Origin of the sequence: Paenibacillus sp. MCAF9 (assembly GCF_052114265.1) — a bacterium.
Lineage (GTDB): Bacteria > Bacillota > Bacilli > Paenibacillales > Paenibacillaceae > Pristimantibacillus.
Genome location: NZ_JBFREL010000027.1, coordinates 1 through 26918, shown reverse-complemented (window position 1 = coordinate 26918; position 26918 = coordinate 1). Strand labels below are relative to the sequence as shown.

Below are 26918 nucleotides of genomic sequence, written 5' to 3'. Positions count from 1 at the left end.
AGTCGAGTTTACCGGGCTTATCTTTTTTATTAGATCATGTAGGGGGAATATGAAGTGGAAAAGTTAAATGGAGCCTTGCAGCTGGAAACGAGATGTATCAGTTCATTAATCAAAGTATTTGCCGATGAAGAACTGCATGCAGCTGCGGTAACTAGAGGCTCGGCACTGCTTGGTGAATCCTATTCGTTCCAGGTTGCATATCGGGCAGATGTACTTATGCGGCAGCTGCAGGTTCGGGTGGAATCCGAGCTTGAGCAAGCATTAACCGTACGAACGGTAGAGCTGGTACCCGCCAATATGGTGAGCTATCATGATGCGGATGAATATGTGCTGAGAAGCACGCCCGGCTTGTATCCAGATGCGTTAATCCCATTTGATGCAAGCCGCGGTTTAACCGGTTATCCAAGCCAATGGCGTTCTCTATGGATAACTGTCGAGGTTCCGATGGATGCGAATGCAGGTTTATTTGATATTCGTATTTATCTCATCAATGATAGCGGCGAGCAAGTAGGCGAGGAAACATTTACGCTGGAGGTAATTGCGGCAGCACTGCCGGAGCAGTCGCTTATCCATACCGAATGGTTCCATGTTGACTGCTTGGCTACCTACTATAAGACGGACGTATTTAGCGAGTACCATTGGCATTTGATTGAGCAATATATCCAAACCGCTGTGAAACATGGAATGAATATGATTTTGACCCCTTTGTTTACCCCTCCGTTAGACACGGAAATTGGGGGAGACCGCCCAACCGTGCAGCTCGTTCAAGTTGAACGCGTGGGAAATGATTACCGATTTACTTTTGAAAAATTAAAGCGCTGGATTGCACTATGTGACCGCAGCGGCGTGAAATATTTTGAGTTCTCTCATCTCTTTACGCAATGGGGTGCCAAGCATGCACCGAAGGTAGTCGCCACAGTTGATGGTCAGGAGAAGCAGCTGTTTGGCTGGGATACGGATTCCAAGAATTCAGAGTACACGGAATTTCTTACGTTATTTTTGCACGAGTTAGTGTCATTTATAAAAGAAAACGGTTTAGAGAAGCGGGTTTATTTCCATCTGTCGGATGAGCCAAACCTTGCGGACATGGGCACCTATCGCGCAGCGAGTGAGCTTATTGGACCGATTTTGGAAGGATTTCCGATCATTGATGCACTCTCAGAGTATGAATTTTATGAAAGTGGCCTAATTAAGCATCCCATTCCGGCTAGCAATGCGATTCAGCCGTTTCTTGAACACGGGGTAGAGGGATTATGGTCGTATTATTGCTGCGCCCAATACAAGCTTGTGTCTAATCGCTTTCTCCATATGCCGTCATCACGCAATCGTGTATTAGGCATGCAGCTGTACAAGCTGAAGCTTGCAGGTTTCTTGCATTGGGGCTACAACTTCTGGTATGCGCAGTTCTCGAAGTATCCGATTAATCCGTTCCAAGTGACCGATGCAGGCGGCGGTTTTCCAGCGGGGGATGCATTTCTCGTATATCCAGGTGCTGAAGGGCCAATTGAGTCAATCAGGCTGGAGGTGCTTACAGAAGCGCTGCAGGATCTGCGAGCGCTTGAGCTTCTAGAGCGGAGTACCTCACGAGAAGCGGTAATTGCTTTGCTCGAAGATGGCTTAGCGCAGGAACTATCCTTTGAAGCATATCCGCGTGAGACGGAATGGTATATCCGCAAGCGTGAGGAAATTAACCGTCTAATTGGCGAGCATGCAAATTCGAAGTAGACATGGCAAGTTAAATACACCAAGTTCATAAGCAGAGGAGTAAGTGACATGGCATCATTCAAAGTGCAAGGTAATCAATTTCTTTATGAGGATAAACCAATAACGATTTTGTCGGGGGCGATTCATTATTTCCGTGTTATTCCGGAGTATTGGAAGGATCGATTGCTTAAGCTGAAAGCCTGCGGTTTTAATACAGTTGAAACGTATGTCGCATGGAATATGCACGAGCCGCAGGAAGGTAAGTTCTGTTTCACGGGAATGGCGGATATTGTAGCGTTTATCGAGATAGCAGCAGAGCTGGAATTGCATGTCATTGTACGTCCAAGCCCTTACATTTGTGCGGAGTGGGAGTTCGGCGGCATGCCGGCTTGGCTGCTTGCTGAGGATGAAATGCGCTTGCGCTGCTATGACGAGTTATTTTTATCAAAAGTAGATGCTTATTATGATGTGCTGCTGCCGATGCTGAAGCCTTTGTTATGTACAAACGGCGGTCCAATTATTGCAATGCAAATTGAGAATGAGTACGGCAGCTATGGCAATGATCTAAAGTATCTTGAGCATATCAAGGAAAGCATGATTTCGCGCGGAATGGACGTTCTGCTGTTTACCTCAGATGGCCCGGAAGATTTTATGCTGCAGGGCGGGATGATTCCTGGTGTTCTTGAAACCGTAAACTTTGGTTCGAGAACAGAGGAAGCTTTTAACAGCTTAAAGCAAGTCCAGCCGGACAAGCCGCTCATGTGCATGGAGTATTGGAATGGTTGGTTCGATCACTGGAACAAGCCGCATCATACGCGGGATGCACAGGAAGCGGTGCAAGTGTTTGAGGATATGCTGAATGCTGGCGGATCGGTTAACTTCTATATGTTCCATGGAGGTACGAATTTCGGATTCTATAGTGGGGCCAACAACCACGGGAAATATGAGCCGACGGTAACGAGCTACGACTATGATAGTCCACTAACGGAGTGGGGGGATATTACGGAGAAATACGTCCTGTTAAGGGAGCTTATCGCAAAGCATTTTGGCACGGCGTTAATGCCGCTTCCGGAGCCTGTTCGCAAAATGGCATATGGCGCTGTTCAGATGAAGCCGGTTGCGCCGCTGTTCGATGTGCTGCCGCTGCTGTCGACACCGGTGCAGCGCACTTGCCCTGAACCGATGGAGAAGCTCGGACAGGATTATGGATTTATTTTATATACAACAAAGGTTTCGGGCCCAAGACTACATTGTTCACTTGTCTTGCAGGAGGTTCACGATCGCGCGCTCGTATTTTTAGATGGAGAGTATAAGGGTGTTATAGAGCGCTGGGACCCACAGCCAATCGAGTTCGATGTGCCGGAGGGCGGGGCAGAGCTTCGTATTCTAGTCGAGAATATGGGCAGAACCAACTATGGACCGTATTTGCGAGATTATAAAGGGATTACTGAAGGGGTGAGATTAGGCTTCCAATTTCTATTTGATTGGACGATTCATTCGCTGCCGCTTCATAATCTTGCTCAACTTGAGCAAGCGCCTGCTGCTGAAGAGCGAGTACAAGACATAAATGGACCAACCTTCTACCAAGGCTCCTTCCACATTGAGCAGGAGTCGGATATTGCAGATACCTTCCTGGCACTTGAAGGCTGGACCAAAGGAATTGTATTCGTAAATGGCTTTAACCTCGGACGTTACTGGGAAGCAGGGCCGCAGAAGACGCTTTATGTTCCAGGTTCGCTGCTTCGTACCGGTGCAAATGAAATTGTAGTGTTCGAGCTGCATGGAGCGAAGACGCTGCAGGTGACGCTTCAAGATACACCTGATTTGGGGTAGTGCAAAGTATTGCAAAGTAATACCATCATGAACTGGAGATTGGAGAGGGTTCATTCATGAAGATCAGGAAGAGGTCTATTTCAATTGTAGTGGTATGCTGTATGGCATTTCAGCTTTTGTTTGCAGGGCTGCCTATGCTTGGCGATCAAGCGGTTGCGAGTCCGAATATAATGGTCAATTTGATTGCTAATGGCGGCTTTGAGGAAGGCGACTTAATTCCGGATAAAGGTTGGCAGGATGGAGGAAGACCAACGGGCTGGGGCGTATGGCGCGCAATGGAAGGCAATCAGAATGTATCCGTTACGGAGGCTGTCTATCACACGGGAGCACGATCAGTGCAAGTGAAGCACGATAAGCTTGCTAGAACAGACGTCGTTCCTGATCCGCTTGTTCCGATTACACCAGGGCAGACCTATAAGCTGCAGGCTTGGATGAAGACGAATCAAGTGCTGCCGGAAAATGTGAGTAAAGGCGTATATATTCGTACGCAGTATTGCGGTGCTGATGGGAAAAAGATTGAAGACGGTCCTTATCTTCCTTATGTAAGAGGGACAACGGATTGGACCTCTTATGAACTGCTGCTGCAGGTTTCAGATAAGCCGCAAATTGCTAGCTTTAAGGTTGAAATATTTTTTGAGACGGGTACAGGGACTATATGGATTGACGATGTAACGCTCACTCCATTCAAAGATATTACGTCCATTGCGCTTAGCCCACAAAACGTAAACATGGATAAGGAGCAAAAAGTCCAGCTGATTCCTACTGTTTCACCTGCGAATGCACCGATGAATGAACTGATTTGGAGCTCCTCCAATTCGCTAGTAGCAACGGTTCAAAATGGCGAAGTAACGGCTCATGATTACGGTACGGCGGTGATTACAGCTGCGACGAGCGATCGTAGAGTATCCGCACAAAGCTTCGTTACGGTAGAATCGGAAGCACAGAAAAAAGCGTATGAAACGCTTCGCAAAAAATGGGCGGCAAAGCTGGTTGGCGGAGAAGGGATCGATATGAATGATCCTGAGCTTGCTGCAAATGTTGAAGCCTTAGTAAACCGAATGACGAATAAAGAAGGTACCGGAAGATGGGACAAGCTGAATAAAGCTGCTGATGCGGAGGCATTATGGGAAGACGTCATCAGCAAAACTCAAAATGATTCGTGGCGCATTTCCTGGGCGTACGGCATTATTCGAGATCTCTCGTTGGCTTATTCGATGAAAGGCTCATCTCTTTTTCAAAATGAAGACTTGAAAAACGATATTATTCAGGCGATGGAATGGATGCTGAAGTATCAATACAATTCCAGCAAGAAGATTACAGGAAACTGGTGGGATTGGGAGATCGGAACACCGCAGGAAATTATGAATATCCTGTCGCTCATGTATGATGCAATGCCGCCAGATTTGATTGCGAAATATATTGAAGCGATTGATAAGTTCGTGCCCGACCCAAAGAAACGTGTAGCGAACTCAGCGACGGTTGAAACAGGAGCAAACCTGCTTGATAAAGCACTCGTTGTGACGCTGCGTGGCATTGTAGGTCAACATGCCGCTAAAGTCATGCAGGGACGCGATTCGATTGCGGATGAGTTCTTGTATGTGAAGAAGGGGGATGGGCTTTATGAGGATGGTTCCCTCGTTCAACATACAAGTATAGCGTATACCGGCGGTTATGGTGCGGTATTGCTCGGACGTATGGCAGATTTATTTTATATTTTTGCAGATTCAGAGTGGGCGATTTCAGACCCGAATGCAAGCAATGTTTATAGCTGGGTAAAAAATTCTTTTGAACCGCTTTTATATAAAGGTGCGATTCTGGATTCAGTTAAAGGTAGAAGCATTTCTCGTGCGGCCGACTCTGATCATATTACAGGTCGCTCCATTATCATGACATTGCTGCGACTGGCTCAGTCCGCCCCGCCTGCCATAGCAGAGGAAACCAAAAGTATGGTGAAGGAATGGGTACGTTCTGACACGACATTTGAAAACTATTACGATGGATTGCCGTTATATGAGCTTCATTTATTAAAGCAATTAATGCAGGATGACAGCGTTGCTCCTCGCGGCGAGCTGGTGCATACGCAAATGTTCGCAGGTATGGATCGTGCGGTTCAGCTTCGTCCTGACTTCGGGCTATCTATCAGTATGTTCTCGGATCGCATTGCAGCGTTTGAATATGGCAATGGCGAGAATAAGAAGGGCTGGTACACCGGAATCGGAATGACAAATGTGTACAATAGCGACTTGAAGCAGTTTAGTGATCATTATTGGCCAACGATTGATAGCTATAGGCTGCCCGGAACAACAACGGATCGTTCTTACAGAGAGCCCGCAGAATGGGGCAATTATATGAATGGAAAGGACTGGGTTGGCGGCTCAGTAATCGATGATTACTATGGGGCTGTAGGTATGGAATTCTCGCTTGCAGGCAATACAGGGAGCTCCTTGCAAGGAAAAAAATCATGGTTCTTGTTCGATGATGAAATGGTTGCAATAGGCTCTGATATTGTTAACAACACGGCGAGCATGACTGAAACGATCGTTGAGAACCGTCAGCTAACCGAAGCGGGTACCAATAAGCTTATTGTGAACGGTCATGAAATGCCAACAAGCTTAGGCTGGCAGGAGCAAATGACGGATGTGAAATGGGCTCATATGGAGGGCAACGCGGCCGGTTCTGATATTGGATACGTATTCCCTTCGGGTGAAAAAGTGACAGGCAAACGTGAAGCGCGCGAGGGAGCTTGGAGCGAAATTAATAAGGGCGGCCCAGCGGATGTAGTGAAGCGCAATTATTTAAGCCTTGCCATTGAGCATGGCATATTGCCGACAGCTGGCACTTATGAATATGTGCTGCTCCCGGGCAAGACGCCGGAGCAAACGGCGGCATATGAAGCGAATCCAGACATCCAAGTACTGGCTAAAACGGAGAAGGTTCATGCTGTAAAAGAAACGAAGCGGCAGGTTACAGGTTTGAATTTCTGGGAGGCGTCTGCTTTCCAGTATGTAAAGACCGATAAACCTATTTCCATGATGATGAAGGAAAAAGGCAGTGAGCTTACCCTTGCGATTGCTGAACCTACACAGAAGCAGGGCATGGTAACGGTTGACCTCGGTAAAATAGGATTGCAGATCATTGCACAAGATCCGAGCATTCAAGTCGTACAAACTTTCCCGTATACTCGCTTGGCAATCCATACGCAAGGAGCAGCAGGAAAAGTCCATACGATTACGTTGAAGGTTGATCCGAGCCAAACGATCAATATGGAAGCCATGCAGCCGGAAGAAGGTAAAACCTTTAAAATTCCGGTGATGGAGGATACCTTCGTTCGTAGTGGAGCAAATCATGCCAATGTGAATAATGGCTCCAAAGATTATGTTGAAGTGCGTGAATATGGCGAGGGATATACACAACGATCCTTCATGAAGTTTGACCTCAGCAGCATCTCTGGTGATATGGAGTCAGTAAAGCTGAAGGTCTACGGAAAAATAAATGATGGCGATGCCAAATACGATTCTAATTTGATCGGTGTTCACCGCGTTGAGGACGATTCTTGGAAAGAGACCGAGATGGTGTGGGGCAATCAACCGGCTTATGGTGATGCCATCTCCACAATTGCTTTCCAAAAGGTTGATAAATGGCGTGAATACGAGCTGGCAGACACCGTAAAAGCGGAGCTGCTGCGTGATCAGCGTTTAAGTTTAGCATTGATTGAGCAGCCAGGCGTGAAAGGCTTGAATACACAGATTAAGAGTAAAGAAAACGCCGCGTTTGCACCATATATGGAAGTGAAAATGAAGGCATTAGAGGGTGCAAAGGTGACGGAGATCACTGTTACACCACCGGAAGCAACGCTAAAGCAGGGTAAGCAAGTGAAGCTTGAAGCGGCTGTGAAACCAGATCATGCAAAAAACAAATAAATCGTTTGGACGATGAGCGATGAGCATCGTGCCTTAGCAACGATGCAAGTTAATAATGGACAAGCCGTTGTTACAGGCGTGCTGCCCGGCAAGGCGGAGATTATTGCAGCTTCTGTCGATGGAGGGTATCAAGCGACGGCGACTATTGTAATTGAGGCGGCGGAATTAAAACCAGATCCGGAGCCAAAGCCTGATCCGACACCAACACCAACACCGACTCCTGATCCAACGCCGAGCCCGGCACCTGGAGGTTCAGGTTCAAATGAGATAACGATAAAAGAACGGGTTCAAGGCATGCTTGGCAGTGAATTAAAAATGGTCAGTACAGACGAGCAATTGGCGGCTGGGCAGATTTTAGTTTCAATACCGAATGGAGCCCAGAGCGTTCAGCTCTCCTCCGCTGCCATTTCGAAGCTGCTGGAGTGGAACCGTGAAGCTATGCTAATTGTGAGCGGGTCCAATATGTTTATTACTTTTCCACTAAAGCAGATGGCTAATCTTCAAGAGGCAAATGGTGTGCGAGTCGGAATGGAGCCTATTGCTGAAGACGCAGTTACAACGATTACAGACCATGCCAAAAAATTAGGTGCTTCACTCGTTCATATCGCTGACCAAGTTGTAGTGGAGGCGGGCTCCTTGCAGCGAATGTACGGCAGCTTGATTAATGCTGGAAAGCTAGAAATGAAATGGACGATAGAAACGAAAGCAAATCCGGCTCATTTGGCGGGGCTGCGTTATGACAAGGAGCGCAAAGCGCTTGTTCCAGTTCCAATGAAGCTAAAAGCGGCTGGGAGCGGTGTAGAAGCAACCTTTGACGGCCTGCCAGGAGAAACCTACCTGTTGGTTGAAGCAAACAAGACATTTGCCGATCTTGGGAAGCACTGGGTCAAGGATGATGCACAATACTTGGCATCTAAGTTTATTATGCAAGGAAAAAATGCAGATACCTTCGCGCCTCAGGCGGAAATTACTCGCGCAGAGATGGCTGCTATAATCGCTCGTATGCTGGATCTTGGTGTGAAAGGTTCAGATCTAACGTACACCGATGCAAGCGGCATGCAGGGCAGTTGGTACGAGAATGATATTATTCGAGTGCATGAGGCGGGACTGATGAATGGTTATGCAGACGGCTCGTTTAAGCCAGAGCAAACCATTACGCGCCAAGAATTGGCGGTGCTGATTGCTCGCGTCATGAGTAAGATTCAACCAGACTGGATGACGGGGGCAGATTCTGCTCAGCTTAATATGTTTACGGATTCCCAAAATATTGCGCCATGGAGTGTAAAGGAAGCAGCAGCAGCGGTAAATAATAGATTGCTGCAAGGGGACAAGCAGCAAAGGTTTAACCCTGCGGCTTTAGCGACTCGTGCGGAAGCAGCCGCTGTCGTGAAGAGAATGCTGGATCAGATAAATCGATAGCTGAGAGGATTGAAGGACATGTGGAAATCGGCAATTGAAGATGCAATGGAGAAGACAAAAAAGAACATCCAGCGTTTTGGGGTTCGCTTCCCGCATGTCAGTGTCAACGGCAAGTATGAACGCAATGACAATGAAGATTGGACAAACGGATTTTGGAGTGGAATGCTGTGGTTATGCTACGAGTATTCCGGAGATGAAGCTTACCGTGACGCTGCTCGGCTCACGGTAAAGAGCTTCAAGCATCGTATGGAAAAGCATATTGTGCTCGATCATCATGACATTGGTTTCTTATACACCTTATCCTCGCAAGCACAGTGGATTTTGGAGCGGGATGAGGAAGCAAGAGAGCTGACATTACAGGCGGCAGATGTGCTTTTGCGCCGCTTTAGAGAGAAAGGGCAATACATTCAGGCTTGGGGACTGGCTGGAGACGAGAAGCATGGCGGGCGCATGATTATTGATTGCCTCTTGAATCTTCCATTGTTATTCTGGGCTTATCAACAAACAGGCGATGAGCGTTATTATAGGGTTGCCAATAAGCAGGCAGATCAAAGCCGCCGCTACCTTGTGCGAGGTGACGACAGCTCCTATCATACCTTCCTCTTTAATGAAGAAACCGGTGAGGCGCTAGGCGGCGCAACACATCAAGGGTACACGAACGGATCGACATGGTCCCGCGGTCAAGCATGGGGTATTTATGGCTTTGCACTTGCCTATCGCTACACCGGGAATAAGGCGTATTTGGATACAGCAAAACGGATGGCAGCCTATTTCCTCTCAAAGCTGCCAGAGGATGATGTAGCTTACTGGGACTTTGATGTACAGGTCGAGGAAGGGACGTACCGTGACAGCTCTGCCTCTGCGATTACAGCCGCGGGCTTGCTGGAATTAATGAGCCATCTGGATGATAACGATCCAGATCGCGCTGAATTTGAACGGAAGCTGAATTTGTCGATGACCTCACTTGTTCGTCATTACTCCACGATGGGAGAAGAGGCAGAAGGGTTATTAAAGCATGGCTCTTATTATGTAAGAGGCAATATAGCGCCGGATGATTTTATGATCTGGGGGGACTACTTTTACCTTGAGGCACTTATGCGGATGGAAAAAGGAATAAAAGGTTACTGGTACGAGTAAATGGAGTAAGAGAGCAGGCTCTATTTTAAAATTGTAGTGAGTCCCTTTCTATTTTTGGATGGGCAGGTTTAATGATTATTATTTTTGGCATGATTCGCATAGGCGGGTTTAAGCGGAATCGGGCATTAATAGGCACGCTTGGATAGTTACAGAATTACACGAATAAAAGTAGGATATGGAAGGTGAATAACTATGAATAAAGGGAAAATTTCCGTTAAGCTGGAGCAGAATAACAGCTATTTTCCGATTGCAGTTGAAGAAGAGTACGACTGGCTTGCGATTCGCTTTACGTATGAGAAGGAAAATTCATGGGGAAGATTGCATTTATTCGATGCGGAGAACAATATTCGCTTCTGCTTCCTAGATGGTGGAAACGAGCGGCTGATCGTCGTTCATAAACAGGTAGAATTTACGAGTCCCATAGCGATGCCGGGTTCCATTGTTCAAGGCGTATGGACGCTTGAGGTTTCAAATGAAGAGGGCAGAATGTTCGAAGCAGAATGGGAGTTCGGACATGGCGCTCTGCCGGCGGAATATGAATCGACACAGATGCAGGGCGAGCGTGAATATTGGAGCACTGGCAACTTGAATGCTGGCGTCACGATGGACAACTACGACTGGGCGAAGGTGTGGAAGACGGGGGGCCGCTATTACAAAGGTGATTTCCACACACATACCATATTGTCCGATGGCAAAATGACACAGCTTATGAACCGTGAGCAAACGGCAAAGCAGGGTCTGGATTTCTTTGTAGCGACGGATCACAATGTACTGTCTACATCATGGGCGAAAGGAAATGCACTTGTCATTCCCGGCGTGGAGGTCACAGCTAGTGACGGGCACTGGAATGCACTTGGTCTAAGGAAATGGATCGATTGGAGAGCGACTGCACAAGACGGCGGCTTGACGACGCAGCATGGAATGGATCGATTGATGAAGGAAGCAGCGGAGCTTGGAGCGGTCTGCTCCATAAATCATCCGATGCTGGCACCTTGGGCATGGCTATATGGGGAGACGCAGCTAAAGGGATTACACTCCATGGAAATATGGAATGATCCGACCTTTTCTCCGAACACTGTCGCTACAGAGAAGGCATTGCAGCTATGGACGGCAAGCTGGAATGATGGATATCGGATTACGGGAATTGGCGGTTCTGACTCACATATGCTGCCTACAGATAAATATGAAGATAGCCCCATTCCTTCTTTAATTGGCGACCCTTCCACGTATGTGTGGTGTAATGATTTAAGTGCAGACAACGTATTAGAAGGCGTGAAAAATGGGCATGTTTATGTGTCGCGCGGACCCGTGATTGAAGCGTCGATTCAAGTCAGCGGCCACGATTACCGATTCGGCTGTAATTTGTCTGATGCGTTTAGTTTGGGGAAAAGCGAGGCTGCATCCCATGAAGTAAACTGCACATTAAGTGTAGCGAGTGATGTGTTCGCTCGAGTAACCTTAATTCACAATGGTATTGCTGAATCCGTGAAGGAAGTTTCTGCGGCGGCTGCGGGAGAAGCGCCAGCGGCGCTGGAATGGAATATACCTTGGGAAGAAGGCGCATATAACTGGTATCGCTTTGATATTCGCGATGAAGCGGGAATGCTGCTCGCCTTTACGAACCCATTCTATTACGGTTCTAAGGAGCCGCAGATTACAACTTACAATGAGCTCTTGGCAAGCGCTAATTTGATACAAGAGGGTTAAGGCAGCCTTTCGTAAACGCTGGCACTTATACATTTCATAATAAACAAGCCCGTGACGGCGATGTTTGTAGACAGCGTCGTTTCACGGGCTTTAAGTCTAATGATTCGTTCACATCACTTAAAAAGGGTTCAAAACATGGAAAAAAACGTTTGGCGATGCCATCCGATAATAATAGCTGCACCAGCCTACTCCTTTGTGGTTGAAGCGGTTTACTGTGCTGTACACCAACCGTTCCTGTTCCAGCTCTTCGATCCTCGCAATTCGTCCCTCCACATAGTCCAAAATTCTAACGGACGCAGTATCCAAGCGACTAATAACTCCGCCATAACGGATGTCGATGACTTCCCAACCAAATGGCTTGAACATGCGCAGCCACTGCGAGCGATGTGCTATTCGAAGCTCACGTACTGCTTCTGCAATAGCGGTCAGCTCATTCATGGCTATGTGTCTCAGTTTATTATTATCCTTTGAATCATAAGCTTGCTTAAGTGTAATGCCGATTTCGCTCTTTAGCTTCAATACGGCGCACAGCTTCTCAGGCACCTCGAACAAATAATCAAGCGAAGCATCCTTATCGCGTTTATTATGAATTTGCAGCTCTAAGTTAGCATAGTGACTGTCCARATCCAGCCCTTCAATTTGCTTGTCGAACATCCCGAGCAGCACATCTTGGTATAGTAGAAACTTTGAAGGGTTGCTTTGCTTGCTGTTGTTTGGCTCTGATCCTGGAATTTCGTCGAGATCCTTCAACTGCATGAAAGCTTCTGCTTCTATTCCAGTACAAAACTTAACTCGTTCCGCCAGCTGTTCTTGCGTTGGCTTTTGTTCGGAGTAAGCGTGCTCCGCATAAAGCTGCAGACCAAGCAACGCTGCGAATGGATTTCCCTCATTGCCGTCGTCGCCCCACATGGTCGCATATACTTCACGGATGCCTTGCTGTTTGCACACTTGCAGCGCAACATCTGAAGCGTTCAGCGATAAGCCGTAATTCACGCCGAATGTGTTGAAAATCCAAACGGCTCCTGCGAATACTAAATTACAGCCGAGCGGTCGATGATTAGCGATAACCCTCTCGTAATCCTCAGCTTCCAAATGTACATAATCCCAATACACCATATCGACATCTTTGGGAATGCGGCTTGCCATCTCCTCTGGAATGGAAGTATCTTTATCGTAATATTCATCGCCATTCCCGGAAGCGAGCTTGAGGAACATATCGCTCCACATCATTGGTTTCAAGCCGCGGCTGCGAGCGACCTCGAGTACCTTCTCCAAATGTGAAGTCATAATATTAAAGCGGCTTTCGTAGCCATTCAAGTCCAAATATTTGCCGCGGCCAAGTTCCTCTGCTTCGTCCATTCCGATATGAAGCTTGCGGCTGCGGAACGGCGAGCTGGCAGCATCAATCATTTTTTCGATTAGCTTATCTGTCCGTTCGTCACCGACGAGCAAGGCGCCTTTTGTATCGCGGTAATGCTTGATGGGCTCCCATTTTAGAAATTCCTCCAGATGCGCGAGTGTTTGTATGCTTGGGAAAGCTTCGATACCGAATTGGTCGGCATAATCGTCAATTTCCTTCAGCTCCGCATGCGTATAACGGCCCCGCATGTAGCCAAAATACGGTTCGCCTTCAATTTCGTATGTATCCTCCATGTATAGCATGACCGTGTTCATTCCCATTAAAGCCATCTTATTCAGCATGGATTTAAAGCCGTCTAAAGTAAGCACCGCATTGCGGGAAAGATCAAACATAGGTCCAATTTGATCGAACTGCTGCTTCTCACGAACATGGAATGTGCTGCTCTTGCGGCTATGTTGAATGAGCAAGCCAAGTCCGCGGAAAAATTGATGTTTTTGTCCATAACGAATATAAGCCTTGTCCTGTTCAAGGCCAACTTCCAGTTCACCTTCGGATGGTTCGATATGAACGGGCAGCCCGTCCTCTTGCAAATCAATTCCCAGCTCCTTTATGAGCAGCTGTACACCAGGCATTAGCTCCGCATAATGCCCCTCGAAACGTAACTTCATATGATCTTCCTCCAGCATTTCGGATTTTGTGAAGATGATAACCACATATAATTTAATGCTATTCCAACCATTTGATGAAAGCAATTAGACTTCATTCGCACATTTGAGGTGCATCACGCTTTTATATGTTATCAACGATCTTTCAGAAGCAAGCCGTTTAACACGAGGGAAAGACTCTGCAAAGCCTTACTCAAGCCATCCTCGGCGTTTTCGGCGTTGGCCAGCCAAAACGCAGTATTAATTAGCGCTCCATTTAATAACCGCGCTAAAGCTTCATGATCTGTCGTTTTTATAACTTGATCTATCATTAAACGATGAAGCATATCAGCCATCGTTGCGAGACATTGGGACTGAGATGATTGCGAATAAGCATTTCCAAGAGCCGAGGGTGCATCTCTAAGAACGATTCGCTGAATTTCCGGCTCAATCGCCATGGCAAGATATGCGTGGCAGCGACCGACGAACCCTTCCCAATTTCCTTCGGCTGTATCTGAAATTTCGGCTAATCTGCTATCCATTTCAGCATCTATTTCGTTGACAACTGCTTCTAATAACCCTTTTTTGTCGCCAAAATGATGATATAACGCACCGCGCGTTAACCCCGCTGAAGCTGTAAGCTCATCCATCGATGTGTTTGCATACCCAATCGTGCCAAATGCTTCTCTAGCGGCATTCACTAGTTTGATTCGAGTTTCTGCAATCATTTCTGATCTCGTTTTGCGAGCCATGTTTCCTCCTGCTTGCATTCTTTTTTTAGTCATTGACATACGCGCCGTATGTATTTATATTATTCACATACATGTCGTATGTCAAATCATATTTCGACTCCCAAATCAAACAGAGTCTTAATAAAAAGTTTTTCATATGAGGGGAGAAAAGGAATGAACAGTGTAGTACGAATCGTTTACTGCTTGGAGGTGCATCATGGCTAATTCGTACCGCGAGATATTTAAAGCTGCCGGAGCAAAAGGGTTTTCAGCTGCAGGTTTTGTTGCTCGTATGCCTATATCGATGATGGGCATTGGCATCGTGACCATGTTGTCGCAGCTGCGTGGCGAATACTGGCTAGCAGGTGCTGTAGCAGCTACCTTTGCTTTATCAACGGCTTTAATGGCTCCACAAATTTCCCGTATGGTAGATCGGTTGGGGCAATCCCGTATCCTGCTCCCATTTACAGGGATTAGTGTAGTATCTATCGTTTTCTTGCTGCTATGCACAAGATATGAAGCGCCGGATTGGACGCTATTCCTGTTTGCCTTAATTGCAGGCTGCATGCCTAGTATGCCGGCAATGGTTCGTGCACGCTGGGCTGAGCTGTACCGGGGCTCCCCGAGGCTGCAAACGGCGTTTGCTTTTGAATCTGTGATGGATGAGCTTTGCTTTATCATTGGCCCAATCATTTCGGTCGGTTTAAGCGTTATGCTGTTTCCCGAAGCGGGTCCGCTGCTAGCCATCGTTTTTTTAGCCATAGGGGTTATCCTGTTTACGATGCAAAAGAGTACAGAACCTGCTGTCCGTCCTCTGCATACAGATCATAAAGGATCGGTTATTATGATTGGCTCATTGCGGGTGTTGGTGTTTGCGCTCATTGCGTTAGGCACTATTTTTGGCACCGTGGATATTGTTAGTGTAGCTTTTGCAGAAAATCAAGGAAATACTGCAGCTGCTAGCATTGTGCTTTCCGTTTATGCTTTAGGCTCGTGCTTAGCTGGCTTGGTTTATGGTGCACTTAGGCTGAGAACTCCACTTTATCGCCAGTTTTTGTGGGCTGCCGCGGTCACCATGGCAACGATGCTTCCGCTATTGTTTGTAGATAATATAACGAAGCTAGCAGTAGCTGTATTTTTTGCTGGGATATCGGTAGCTCCTACTATTATTGTTACGATGGGCTTGGTGGAGAAAATTGTGCCCGAATCCAAAGTGACGGAAGGAATAACTTGGGCAATTACAGGCATGGGAATCGGGGTTGCTTTAGGATCATCCGTTGCCGGCTGGGTGGTGGATCACTTTGGTGCGCGAACGGGATTCGCGGTAGCAATAGCAGCAGGAATTCTCGCTCTGATTATTGTGGCTTTTGGTTATAAATCGCTGATGACAGCATATAATTACGCAGTAAGGAGCTCTGAGCAATAAGTGTTTATATGCTTAGAGCTATAGTATGAATACTAACCCACGACCAAATAAGGTTGTGGGCTTTTGTTTGTACTGTAATAAAGACAGCCTGGCAGTAATAAACAGTTATAGTCATTTTCCATCTTTACCCATATGGAGATATGTGAGTAAATAGGTTGGTAACGAAAGGGGGAACAATATGACCTTTATGAATAAGCTTCCTAAAGCGATAGAAGCACAACTTAGAGAGAAAACGCTGTTTCATGCCGTATCAGATTTAATGAATGATGGTCAGTTTGGGGAAGAATGGCTGGTCCTGACTGAAAAGGAAGTATCGGTGTGGCGTTCGGATGGGATAATGGTGACTAAACTCGCATTTTCGGATATTACAGATGCCCGGGCTGTTGGCGGAGTAGGCGGCGGCTCATTGCTAGCGGATACCAAGAACGGTCCGATTATCCTTATACGCTACACAGCATCGCTTACTTCTATATTTGGATACGCTTCTAAATTAATGGGCGCAGTGGCAAAAGGCGAAGAGCGGCCAACGGTTTCTGAGAAAGAATTCCCGAGAAACTGTCCAAAATGCCGCAATCCGCTGCCGGACGATTCTCAAGCTTGCCCCGTTTGTAAAAACAACGGCAAGGTTCTGTTTCGAATGCTGAGCTACGCGAAGCCTTACAAGCTGCAAATGGTTGCGGCAGCGATTATGTTGATTTTCACAACATTGGTTGAGCTTATCCCGCCATTTTTGACCAAAATGATTGTGGATGATGTGCTGACTCCAAAGGATATGGGCTCCACGCTTTTGTGGATTGTTATCGGCCTTGCAGCGACCTCACTGGTAGTCACTCTCATGCAGACCGTGCGCGGTATTATTGGCGTGTGGATCGGTTCCAAATTAATGGGCGATCTTCGGCACGATGTCTATAATGCCTTGATGAGATTGTCGTTATCCTTCTTTGACCGAAGGCAATCCTCGCAGTTCATTGGACGGGTAAACAATGATTCAGAGGCGATGCGGCAATTCATGACCGATGGTGTCATATGGGTCTCTGGTGAGTCGCTGCGTGTCATTGCGATTTTCATCATCATGTTTAGCTTTGATTGGAAATTAACGCTGCTCGCCATGCTGCCTATGCCGCTTATGATTATTTTGTCCAGTGTATTATGGCCGATGATCGGTCGGCGGTGGTATCAGCAGTGGAGGTCTATTTTCAGATTAAATGCTTTAGTTGGGGATTCTTTGCAAGGTATTCGTGTGGTTAAGGCATTTGGTCAGGAAAAGACGGAAATGTCACGTTATACGGCAGCGAATAAGGAGCTTGTTCGGCATAATATTCGAATTGAAGGTCTGTGGCAGGGCATGTTCCCCGTCTTCGCTTTAGTCGCTGGAGCGGGTACCTTATTGATTTGGTATTTTGGCGGCAAAACCGTGCTTCAGGGCAATCTATCTATCGGTACCTTGATCGCTCTAGTTACCTATTTGGGCATGCTTCTTGGACCATTGCAGTGGGTAAGCCAAATGATCAACTGGGCAACGCATGCGATTTCGGCAGCCGACCGCGTATTTGAAATTATGGATACCCCGTCTGATGTGCCCGATACTGTAAACCCAGCACAGATTGGCCGCGTAAAAGGCGAGGTTGAATTCAAAAAGGTGACTTATGGATACGAAAAGCATCACCCTGTGCTCAAAAGCGTAGACTTAAAGGTAGCTGCAGGCGAGATGATCGGATTAGTCGGACATTCCGGTGCCGGAAAATCGACGTTTATTAACATGATTTGCCGATTTTATGATTCGGATGAGGGTACGATTACGATCGACGGCACGAACATCCGCAATATTAGCCAGAACGACCTGCGTAAGCAGATTGGCGTCGTGCTGCAGGAGACGTTTCTGTTTGACGGGACGATAGCAGAAAATATTGCCTACTCTAAACCGGACGCTACAGAGCTGGAAATTATGCGCGCAGCCAAAATCGCTAATGCACATGATTTCATCGTTCAGCTGCCGGATGGCTACGACACGAGAGTTGGTGAACGCGGCCACAAGCTATCTGGTGGAGAAAAGCAGCGGGTATCTATTGCTCGCGCCATTATTCATGATCCGCGAATTCTAATTCTGGACGAAGCAACAGCCTCCGTAGATACGGTGACGGAGCGTCAAATTCAAGAAGCGATATCGCGTCTGGTTAAAGGAAGAACAACATTCGCGATTGCCCATCGATTGTCGACTTTGCGCAATGCAGACCGGCTTGTCGTGCTGGATCACGGCAAAATTGTTGAAGTAGGAACACATGAGGAGCTGCTGGCTTCCGAGGGTGCATACTACAAGCTGGTTGAGGCGCAAAAGGAAATGTCCAAGATCAAGGGGGTTGAAAATGCATGATTGATTCCAATGACATTGGTGTTGAAATAAACACAAAGGACCCTTTTGAGATTAATCTATTGGAACCCAATGCGGTCTCATTTTCCCGCAGCCAAGGCGGCGTTTTTCAAGGTGTATTAGAAGGAAAGGCCTATGAAGAAATCATACTCTTTCGTATATTTCCTTTCCAATACACGACCCAGTATATTTCCGTCCGCGATGCAAAGGGTGAAGAGATCGGCGTTATTCAGGATATTGAGCAGCTGGATAAAGAAAGCCGAACCGAAATGGATAAGGAGCTGAAGCTTCGGTATTTCCTTCCGCTTGTAACTCATATTGATTCCATTAAGCAAAAAGCCGACATGTGGATTTGGGAGCTGCAAACGAATTTGGGACCGACCCGCATCGTCATGCGGAACTTGCATGAGCATATGCAATACCCGAGTAATAATCGAATTATTCTGACCGACATCAACGGCAAAAGATGTGAAGTTCGTGATTGGAAGAGGTTAAACGGCCACAGTCGCGGTCAGTTGAAGGACGTCTTATAAGGCAATGAAAACAGTGCTGTCTCTCTTTTTTAAAAAAGAGGGCGGCACTTTTGTATTGTCTTATGATGCTCGTGTAGAAAAAAGTAGATTGCATGTGAAAATCATCGTAAGATAGAATGAATATCCACATTCAACCATTATTCCAATGATCAATGGAAGGAACATGAGGAAATGAACAAAGTAGTTAAAATAACGACAGGCACAATTATTATTACGGCGTTTAGCTTGATGGTCTATCTTGGGTATAGCTATCTCAACAAACTCAAAACCGAATTATCAAGCATCGCCTTGACGGAGCTCAGCACAGGGGAAGAAGTGGCGGTTGATTTTGCGGAGAAACCAACGGTTTTATCCATTTTTACTTCATGGTGCCCTTACTGTAATGAGGATGCCCCAAAAATGGTCGCTTTGCATGAAAAGTATAAGGATAGAATTAATGTATACGGTATAAATGTTACGAATCGTGATGAATTATCAGAGGTAAAAAGCTATGTGGAGCAGCATCAAATTACATACCCGGTCCTCCTGGATAAAACGGGGGATGTATACAAGTACTATGGCGGAGATGGCTTCCCAGCTCTGTGCTTTGTGAATACGGACGGGGAAATCATTGATTACATTATCGGATCGCTTGACCAAGATGAAATAGAAGCTTCGTTTAAGAAGCTTCTCGGCGAGACCTAAAGGAGAGATACTTTTGATTCAATATAAAAATGAACATGTAACCGTGTTCCAAAGTGAGTTATATCAAACGACAGCGACGGTCATTCAGACGGAGGAAATGGTACTCATCGTAGATCCGAACTGGCTTGCGGGAGAAGTTGAGGCGATTAAAGAGTATGTAAATAAGATCAAAGGTGATCGAGCTCTGTATCTATTATTTACTGACGGAGATTTCGATCATATTATTGGTTATCAAGCGTTCCCTGATGCCACAACCATCGGCAGTACCGGGCTGCAGCATCATCCGCAAAAAGAAGAGAAGCTTGAAATGATTCGAGATTTTGATCGTAAAAACTATATTGTAAGAAATTATCCTATCGCATTCCCGAACCTTGATATCATAATTAAAGAGGATGGACAGCAGCTGCACGTAGGAGATATGACAATGACTTTCTATCTTGCGCCGGGTCATACGGAGGATGGATTAATAACGATCGTCGAGCCGTTAGGAATCATGATTGCAGGAGACTATTTATCCGATTTCGAGCTGCCTTTTATTTATCAAAGTGCGAAGGCGTATAATCATACCCTTGAGAAGGCTGGCCGTATTTTTGCAACGCATTCCGTTCGCTTGCTTATACCGGGTCACGGAAAAGCGACAGCCGACTCGTTAGAGATGAAGAGACGCTTGGCTATGGCATCGGATTATCTTAATCGCCTTTGTGAGGCGGTTATGGCAAATAACGAGACTGCTCTTGCTGCGCTCTACCGTGAGCATGCCTTCTTATCCACTTTTACGGAATATTGCCACAAGGAAAATGTATCGATTATACAACGTGAATATCAGTAAAACCATAATCAACGAACATTAAAACATCCTAACGAGGAGCCGCTTGCGTGCTGCGCGATAGGGTGTTTTTGGTTTATTTACGTTTAAACTTCCTTTTTCATAGTATATTATGGAAGTGACTGATGTTTACTATTCTATCAACTAATGGAGAACGCATATGAACTATGATTGCTTAATTGTGGATGACGAGACGGTTCTTGCAGAAACGACGAGTGAATATTTTAATATGTTTGAGGTCAAATCGGCGTACGTGACAAGTGCGGAGGAATGTGAGCTCTTTTTACGGGAAAATGAAACATCGCTTATCCTTCTCGACATTAATCTTGGTCATACCTCCGGGTTTGATTTATGCAAGAAGCTTAGACAAACGACACAAATTCCGATTCTGTTTATTAGCGCCCGGTCCAGTGATGACGATATTCTTATAGCCCTTAACATAGGCGGCGACGATTATATCCAGAAGCCCTATACGCTTAGTGTACTGCTTGCGAAAGTGAAGGCTGTCCTCAAAAGATACGGGAATCAAAGCCCTTCCGAAATGCTGGACTTTGGTGAAGTGAAAATTGATTGCAATCTTTGCCGCGTTCGTGTGAACGGTGTAGATATGAAGCTCAAAACGATGGAATATAAATTGCTCTGTTACTTGGTGAAAAATAAAAACAGAGTCATTTCAAAAGAAGAGCTGTTTGACAAGGTATGGGGTGACTCCTTTGCCGGAGACGGAACTCTTAATGTACATATTCGCCATTTGCGCGAGAAAGTCGAACCGAATCCCAACCAGCCGCAATATATTAAAACGGTATGGGGGACGGGATACGTCCTGGAAGATCACAAGCTATGAGAATAAAGTGGCTGTTCATCACTATCCTCTTTGTATTTGCAACAGGCAGTGCAGCTTCTTGGCTCGTTATGAATAGCAAGACGGATACCGAAGTGGATATGGTAGCTATAAATGAGGTGCTAAAAAAGCTTGAGAGCCACTGGGGGCAAATCGATCAAGCGGATTTCAGCACGATAAAGCAGCCATTCAGCGTTATCGATACTCATGGCCAAGTACGCTTTCAAACATTCGAGGGGCAATCTCCTACCATTAATGATGCCATTAAAAACAGAGATACGATAGCAGATGTCGTGGTAGAGGGTACTTTAGTTGGCAAGCTTATTGTGCTAAACGATGATAAAAAAGTAATTCAGCAAATGAAACGGCAGCTTATTATCGTGCTCTTTATCACTTTTACCATGTTTGCGCTGCTGAGTGTCATCTATGTTTTATTTTTAAATTATAAGGTTTTCAAACCATTTCATAAACTGCAAAGCTTTGCAGTTAACGTGGCGAGAGGGAATCTGGATATTCCTTTGAAAATGGGTCAAAACAACCCGTTTGGCGCTTTTACAGAAAGCTTCGACATTATGCGCGAGGAACTGGCTCTAGCAAGGCAAAGTGAATATGAGGCAAACCGCAGCAAGAAGGAGCTTGTAGCCAGCTTAAGTCATGACATTAAGACACCAGTCGCCTCGATTAAAGCGGTGAGCGAATTGATGCTGCTTCGAGCTGACAATGAGAAAGTTACGAAGCAATTAACGACAATTTATTCAAAGGCAGAGCAGATCAACCTATTGGTGAGCGATATGTTTACGGCGACGTTAGAGGAGCTTAATGAGCTGAAAGTAACGGTGACGGAGGAAGAAAGCAGCGTTTTAAACGGTATCATCGCTAACGTAAATTATGATGATCAAATCAGCTATGCGCCTGTTCCTGCATGCCTAATCTTAACGGATGTATCGCGTTTACAGCAGGTATTTGATAATATTTTGAGCAACTCTTACAAGTATGCGGGCACCTCTGTTACCATTTTATCCGCAATAAAACACAGCTATTTAGAAATAAGCATTATGGATTATGGGAAAGGTATTCATCCGGATGAATTGCCGCTCTTGTTCAATAAATTTTATCGAGGAAATAATGCAGAGGGACGAAGTGGATCAGGGCTTGGGCTATACATATCCGAGTACTTGATGCAAAGCATGCAGGGCGATATAACCTGCCATAACCGTGAAGATGGTTTTAGCGTGACGTTAAAAATTAAGTTGGCTTAAAGAATTAAGAATTGGCTAAGGATTGAACAAAGCTTAACTAAGAATTGGTTTTGTATGATAGGACTGTAAGCTACATTACAGTCTTTTTTGCTTAGGGCTAGAGCAAAGCTATCATACAACTGCAGTATAAAGGAGATTTAATTTATGCCAAGCCAAATGTTAAGAACCGAAAAATTGTGCAAAACGTTCTCAAGCGGGGGAAATCAGCAGCATGTGCTAAAAAACCTCGACATTAGTTTAATGGAGGGTGACTTTACCGTTATTATGGGAAGCTCGGGTTCGGGCAAATCGACCCTGCTCTACGCGCTTTCTGGAATGGATAAACCGACATTAGGCGAAATTTATTTTGAGGAGAAAAAGATTTCGAAGCTAAATAACGATCAGCTGGCGATTTTCCGAAGGAACAATTGCGGCTTTGTATTCCAAAAGGTTTATTTGCTCGACAATATGAGCGTGCTGGACAATGCGCTGGCAAGCGGTCTGCTCGTTAGCAAAAACAAGCGGGCTATCGTAGCCAAAGCAAAAAAACTGCTTGCCCAAGTGGGATTAAATGAAACCTCATGGGGTAAATTTCCGGAGCAGCTCTCCGGAGGAGAAGCGCAGCGTGCTGGCATCGTGCGCGCGTTGATCAATGATCCCAAAATTGTGTTTGCAGATGAACCAACCGGCGCGCTTAATTCCGCTGCTAGCGACAGTGTGCTGGATGTCATGACGGAGGTTAATAAGAGCGGACAAAGCATTGTTATGGTTACACATGATATGAAAACCGCATTAAGAGGGAATAGAATCCTTTACCTGCGTGATGGCGTTATTTTCGGGGATTTGCAGCTTAGTCCGTTCCATGTGGAAAATAACCATAAACGGCATGAGCAGCTAAAAGCATTTTTGGCTGAAATGGGGTGGTGAGATGAACATCGTCAACCTAGCCTGGGCCAACATCAGAAAAGGCAAAAGCGCGGCATTTTCCCTTTTTATTTTGATATTTATCGCAGCGCTGCTGCTTAATGTGGGAATGACGGTTATTTTCAAAATTAATACGTTTTTTGATGATAAGGTGGCGGAACTACATGATCCTCACTTAAACATCATCATGGACAGTGCAAGCTATACGAATGCCAAGGGCGACTTTTTGAAAAACTATTCTGATGTGAGTGAGTATGAGCTCGAAAACATGGTGTTGATGAGTTCAGCCAAATTTCGTTATGGGGATAGTGACATGAGCCATGCCGCTGTTATCCTTAATGCGGATACTGATCGCACGATTGCACCATTAAAACTAATTGAGCAGATAGCCTTGAGCTCTGAGCCGGATATATACCTCCCTTACAGCTTTAAAGTAAGCGGCGGGTATAAGCTGGCTGACAGCTTCGTCTTTACCTATCAGGACAAGGAATATCGTTACCGGGTTGCAGGTTTTTTTGAGACAACGATGCTTGGCACCACCAACATAACGTTGATGAAGTATTTTTTGCCGGATAAGGAATTTGAGCAGCTGCTCAGCCAGCTCAGCCCCAAAGAGGAAGGCACCTTCTTATCTGCCAAGTTAAAAAACAGCGAGCAATCGATTCAACTGCTTAAAGATTACGAAGAGCAATTTCCCTTTTCCCATAATGAGGCAAGCTCCTTTTATTCTTCATTAGACGTTATGACGATGAAGGGTATAAGTACGATGACGATCAATCTGGTCGCTATGATTATGGTTGCTTTTGCAGCGGTTATTGTTGTGGTGTCATTGCTTGTTATTAAGTTCCGTGTCACTAATAGTATTGAGGATGGCCTTGTTAATATTGGTGTTCTGAAAGCAGTGGGCTATACGAGCCAGCAAATTATTTTATCTATTATGATGCAGTTTATGATCATTACCTTATTGGCAAGCATTATGGGGGTGGCGGTCACTTACACCGTTATGCCTGTATTCGGAGGCATTATTTCTACGCTGTCTGGACTGCTATGGAATCAAAGCTTTAATGCTGTAATTAATTTAGCCAGTATTCTAATTGTAGTTGTGCTGGTCGTAACCGTAACCCTTCTCGCTTCAATTCGTATTAGAAAGCTGCATCCCATAGCGGCGCTGCGGGGAGGCATTGTGACTCATAGCTTTAAGAAAAATCGCTTCCCACTAGATCAAGCCAAGGGTGGATTAAGCTTTGTGCTTGCTTGCAAAACCATCGTGATGAACATCAGGCAGAACATTATGATTACATTTATCGTTGCCGCCGTTACCTTTGCCTCTGTTTTTGCTATCGTTCTTTATTACAATATAGCAACAGATAAAACAGCCTTTATTCACCTCGTTGGTGCAGAAACCTCGAATGTCAATGTTCAGGCTAAAGAGGACGTAGATAGTGAGGCGCTGTTTGCATCCATTAAGCAAATGGATGGTGTTGAAAAAACGGTATTACTGGACTATTTAATAGCGAAAGTTGACGATAAACCGTTTGCTATGACGATTTCGGATGATTACAGCGGGTTGGAAAACCAAATGGTGTATGAGGGACGATATCCGCAATATGATAACGAAATTGTCGTTTCGTGGGCAGTATCGCAGCTGCTTGAAAAAAACATTGGGGATACGGTCAAAGTAGATTTAGGGGAAGCCAGTTATTCTTTTTTAATTACCGGTCTGAGCCAGTCTATTAGCAATATGGGGCAAATATCATCTGTGACTTTGGATGGTGTTCGGCACCTCATTCCAGATTATACAGGCAAGATGCTCAACGTTTATTTAAATGGTATCGATAATGCAAGCTTTATCAAAAATAGTAAAGTACAATACGGAAGCTCAGTAGAGGAATTTGTTGATGTAGATGAGACGATAAACAGCCAAAGCAGCGTTTATATTTCCGCGGTGTTTGCTGTTATGGTGCTTGTTCTCGCGATCACTGTATTGGTTGTCGTTCTCATTCTTTATCTTGTTATTAAAACGATGATTCTGAAGCGCAAGAGGGAGCTCGGAATATTTAAAGCAACAGGATATACGACGAGCCAGCTAATGACGCAAATCATGCTCAGCTTTGTACCAATTGTCATTATAGGGGTAGTTATAGGCGGTGTGCTGGGCAGCCTGTATACCAATTCCATGCTGACCTTGCTCCTCTCTGGAGCAGGAATTCACAACGTTCAGTTCATTATTAAATTGCCCCTTGTTATTGCGCTTTGTTTCGGAATTGTTATGTTGTCTTATGTTGTTTCCATTCTTGTGTCGCGGCGGATCAAAGGAATTTCTGCCTATGAATTAATTACAGAGTGAGAATAAAGATATTGCTTTAATCAAAGCTTTTGCAGGCGGCCTTTCGAGGTCGCTTTTTTGTGTTGTTGCAGGTGTCATTTGTATGCTACCATACGCTAAACGCCTACTTTAATAAATCGATTATATTTGAGAGGAATGAGTGTAAATGCCGTTAGTTGACATGCCGCTTGAGAAGTTAAAAGAGTACCAAGGAATTAATCCTCGTCCTGCTGATTTTGATGCTTATTGGGATCGTGCGATCGCTGAGATGCGTGCTGTAGATCCGCAAATTAAGCTCGTTCCAAGCTCATTTCAGACTCCGAACGCGGAATGCTTCGATCTCTACTTTACGGGCGTTCGCGGGGCTCGTATCCATGCAAAATATGTTCGGCCAAAACATATGGCAGAGCCGCATCCGGCAGTCGTATTATTCCATGGCTATACGGGAAATGCAGGCGATTGGAGTGACAAGCTGGCTTATGCCGCATTAGGCTTCTCCGTTCTAGCTATGGATTGCCGTGGTCAAGGCGGGGAGTCTGAGGATTCCGGCAATGTGAAGGGAAATACACATCAGGGTCATATTATTCGGGGATTAGATGACCATCCGGACAATCTGTTGTTCCGTCATATCTATTTGGATACTGCACAATTGGCGGGCATCGCACTGGGCTTGCCTGAGGTTGATCCAGAACGTGTTTATGCAGCTGGCGGTTCGCAGGGCGGAGCGCTTACGATTGCTTGTGCGGCGCTTGAACCGAGAGTAAAGAAGCTTGCTCCTGTGTTCCCATTCCTTTGCGATTATAAACGCACGTGGGAGATGGATTTGGCGAAGGACGCGTATCAGGAGCTTCGCACCTTTTTCCGTTATTTTGATCCGCTGCATGAGCGCGAGGATGAAATTTTTGAGAAGCTGGGTTATATCGATATTCAATTTCTTGCAAACCGAATTCGCGGCGAAGTATTGATGTTTGTTGGCCTCATGGATACCATTTGTCCGCCTTCCACACAGTTTGCAGCTTATAACAAAATAACTGCTCCTAAGCAGTTAGTCATCTATCCGGACTTTGGGCATGAGCATTTGCCTGGTTCATCGGATCGTACGATTCAATTTTTCTTGAACTAATAGGAATGAAATAAAGGGGCTGTCTCAAAAGTCATTTTGCGATTTTTTGAGCACTACTTAGAACTTATTTTCATCGAGAAAAAGGACCTCAAGCTCCACTATACAGTGGAATTTGAAGTCCTTTCATTTGAAAACGGGGATGTTTCCCGGGATGTTTCCCTGATGCAAAGACTT

The 26918-nt window shown here is 45.6% G+C and carries 18 protein-coding genes; 16 read left to right on the top strand and 2 right to left on the bottom strand.

The window, feature by feature from the left end; genetic code table 11:
- Nucleotides 1–54 precede the first annotated feature (54 nt).
- From AB4Z45_RS26115 to AB4Z45_RS26090, 6 genes are all read left to right on the top strand, one after another.
- The gene (locus tag AB4Z45_RS26115) at nt 55–1725 is read left to right on the top strand and encodes a DUF4091 domain-containing protein (RefSeq protein ID WP_441912504.1); all 1671 of its coding nucleotides are present in this window, start codon (nt 55–57) and stop codon (nt 1723–1725) included.
- Between the two features lie 48 nt (nt 1726–1773).
- Entirely contained in the window at nt 1774–3537 is a 1764-nt protein-coding gene (locus tag AB4Z45_RS26110) for a glycoside hydrolase family 35 protein (RefSeq protein ID WP_441912503.1), read from the top strand.
- Between the two features lie 56 nt (nt 3538–3593).
- Entirely contained in the window at nt 3594–7457 is a 3864-nt protein-coding gene (locus AB4Z45_RS26105; protein ID WP_441912502.1) for a polysaccharide lyase family 8 super-sandwich domain-containing protein, read from the top strand.
- 12 nt (nt 7458–7469) lie between these two features.
- Complete coding sequence (locus AB4Z45_RS26100) at nt 7470–8876, top strand: S-layer homology domain-containing protein (RefSeq protein WP_441912501.1); 1407 nt, start codon at nt 7470–7472, stop codon at nt 8874–8876.
- 18 nt (nt 8877–8894) lie between these two features.
- Nucleotides 8895–10013, top strand: a complete 1119-nt coding sequence (locus AB4Z45_RS26095) for a glycoside hydrolase family 88 protein (RefSeq protein ID WP_441912500.1) — start codon at nt 8895–8897, stop codon at nt 10011–10013.
- A 192-nt stretch (nt 10014–10205) separates the two neighbouring features.
- Entirely contained in the window at nt 10206–11720 is a 1515-nt protein-coding gene (locus AB4Z45_RS26090; RefSeq protein ID WP_441912499.1) for a CehA/McbA family metallohydrolase, read from the top strand.
- A 117-nt stretch (nt 11721–11837) separates the two neighbouring features.
- Here the strand turns inward: AB4Z45_RS26090 and AB4Z45_RS26085 are convergent, their stop codons facing one another.
- Together AB4Z45_RS26085 and AB4Z45_RS26080 are read right to left on the bottom strand one after the other, a co-directional pair.
- Complete coding sequence (locus AB4Z45_RS26085; protein WP_441912498.1) at nt 11838–13748, bottom strand: beta-N-acetylhexosaminidase; 1911 nt, start codon at nt 13746–13748, stop codon at nt 11838–11840.
- 131 nt (nt 13749–13879) lie between these two features.
- Nucleotides 13880–14476: a TetR/AcrR family transcriptional regulator gene (locus AB4Z45_RS26080; RefSeq protein ID WP_441912497.1), complete on the bottom strand. Its 597-nt coding sequence runs from the start codon at nt 14474–14476 to the stop codon at nt 13880–13882.
- Between the two features lie 196 nt (nt 14477–14672).
- On the opposite strand from AB4Z45_RS26080, the gene AB4Z45_RS26075 reads away from it, so the two are divergent.
- The 10 genes from AB4Z45_RS26075 (at nt 14673) to AB4Z45_RS26030 (ending at nt 26744) form a co-directional block, all read left to right on the top strand.
- Nucleotides 14673–15881: an MFS transporter gene (locus AB4Z45_RS26075; protein WP_441912496.1), complete on the top strand. Its 1209-nt coding sequence runs from the start codon at nt 14673–14675 to the stop codon at nt 15879–15881.
- 178 nt (nt 15882–16059) lie between these two features.
- Nucleotides 16060–18252 carry an ABC transporter ATP-binding protein gene (locus AB4Z45_RS26070; RefSeq protein ID WP_441912495.1) on the top strand — a complete coding sequence of 731 codons (2193 nt, stop codon included), beginning with the start codon at nt 16060–16062 and terminating at the stop codon, nt 18250–18252.
- Nucleotides 18249–18782: a DUF1854 domain-containing protein gene (locus AB4Z45_RS26065; RefSeq protein WP_441912494.1), complete on the top strand. Its 534-nt coding sequence runs from the start codon at nt 18249–18251 to the stop codon at nt 18780–18782. The genes AB4Z45_RS26070 and AB4Z45_RS26065 overlap by 4 nt, the downstream gene beginning before the upstream one ends.
- Nucleotides 18783–18953: 171 nt before the next feature.
- Nucleotides 18954–19466, top strand: coding sequence for a TlpA family protein disulfide reductase (locus AB4Z45_RS26060; RefSeq protein ID WP_441912493.1), 513 nt, complete (start codon nt 18954–18956; stop codon nt 19464–19466).
- A 13-nt stretch (nt 19467–19479) separates the two neighbouring features.
- Nucleotides 19480–20295, top strand: coding sequence for an MBL fold metallo-hydrolase (locus tag AB4Z45_RS26055; RefSeq protein WP_441912492.1), 816 nt, complete (start codon nt 19480–19482; stop codon nt 20293–20295).
- 157 nt (nt 20296–20452) lie between these two features.
- Nucleotides 20453–21136: a response regulator transcription factor gene (locus tag AB4Z45_RS26050; protein WP_441912491.1), complete on the top strand. Its 684-nt coding sequence runs from the start codon at nt 20453–20455 to the stop codon at nt 21134–21136.
- Complete coding sequence (locus AB4Z45_RS26045) at nt 21133–22392, top strand: HAMP domain-containing sensor histidine kinase (RefSeq protein ID WP_441912490.1); 1260 nt, start codon at nt 21133–21135, stop codon at nt 22390–22392. Before AB4Z45_RS26050 ends, AB4Z45_RS26045 begins: the two co-directional genes overlap by 4 nt.
- A gap of 144 nt (nt 22393–22536) precedes the next feature.
- Nucleotides 22537–23298 carry an ABC transporter ATP-binding protein gene (locus AB4Z45_RS26040; RefSeq protein WP_076270674.1) on the top strand — a complete coding sequence of 254 codons (762 nt, stop codon included), beginning with the start codon at nt 22537–22539 and terminating at the stop codon, nt 23296–23298.
- A gap of 1 nt (nt 23299) precedes the next feature.
- Nucleotides 23300–25642, top strand: a complete 2343-nt coding sequence (locus AB4Z45_RS26035; protein ID WP_441912489.1) for an FtsX-like permease family protein — start codon at nt 23300–23302, stop codon at nt 25640–25642.
- A gap of 145 nt (nt 25643–25787) precedes the next feature.
- Complete coding sequence (locus tag AB4Z45_RS26030) at nt 25788–26744, top strand: alpha/beta fold hydrolase (protein ID WP_441912488.1); 957 nt, start codon at nt 25788–25790, stop codon at nt 26742–26744.
- The last annotated feature ends 174 nt before the right edge of the window (nt 26745–26918 follow it).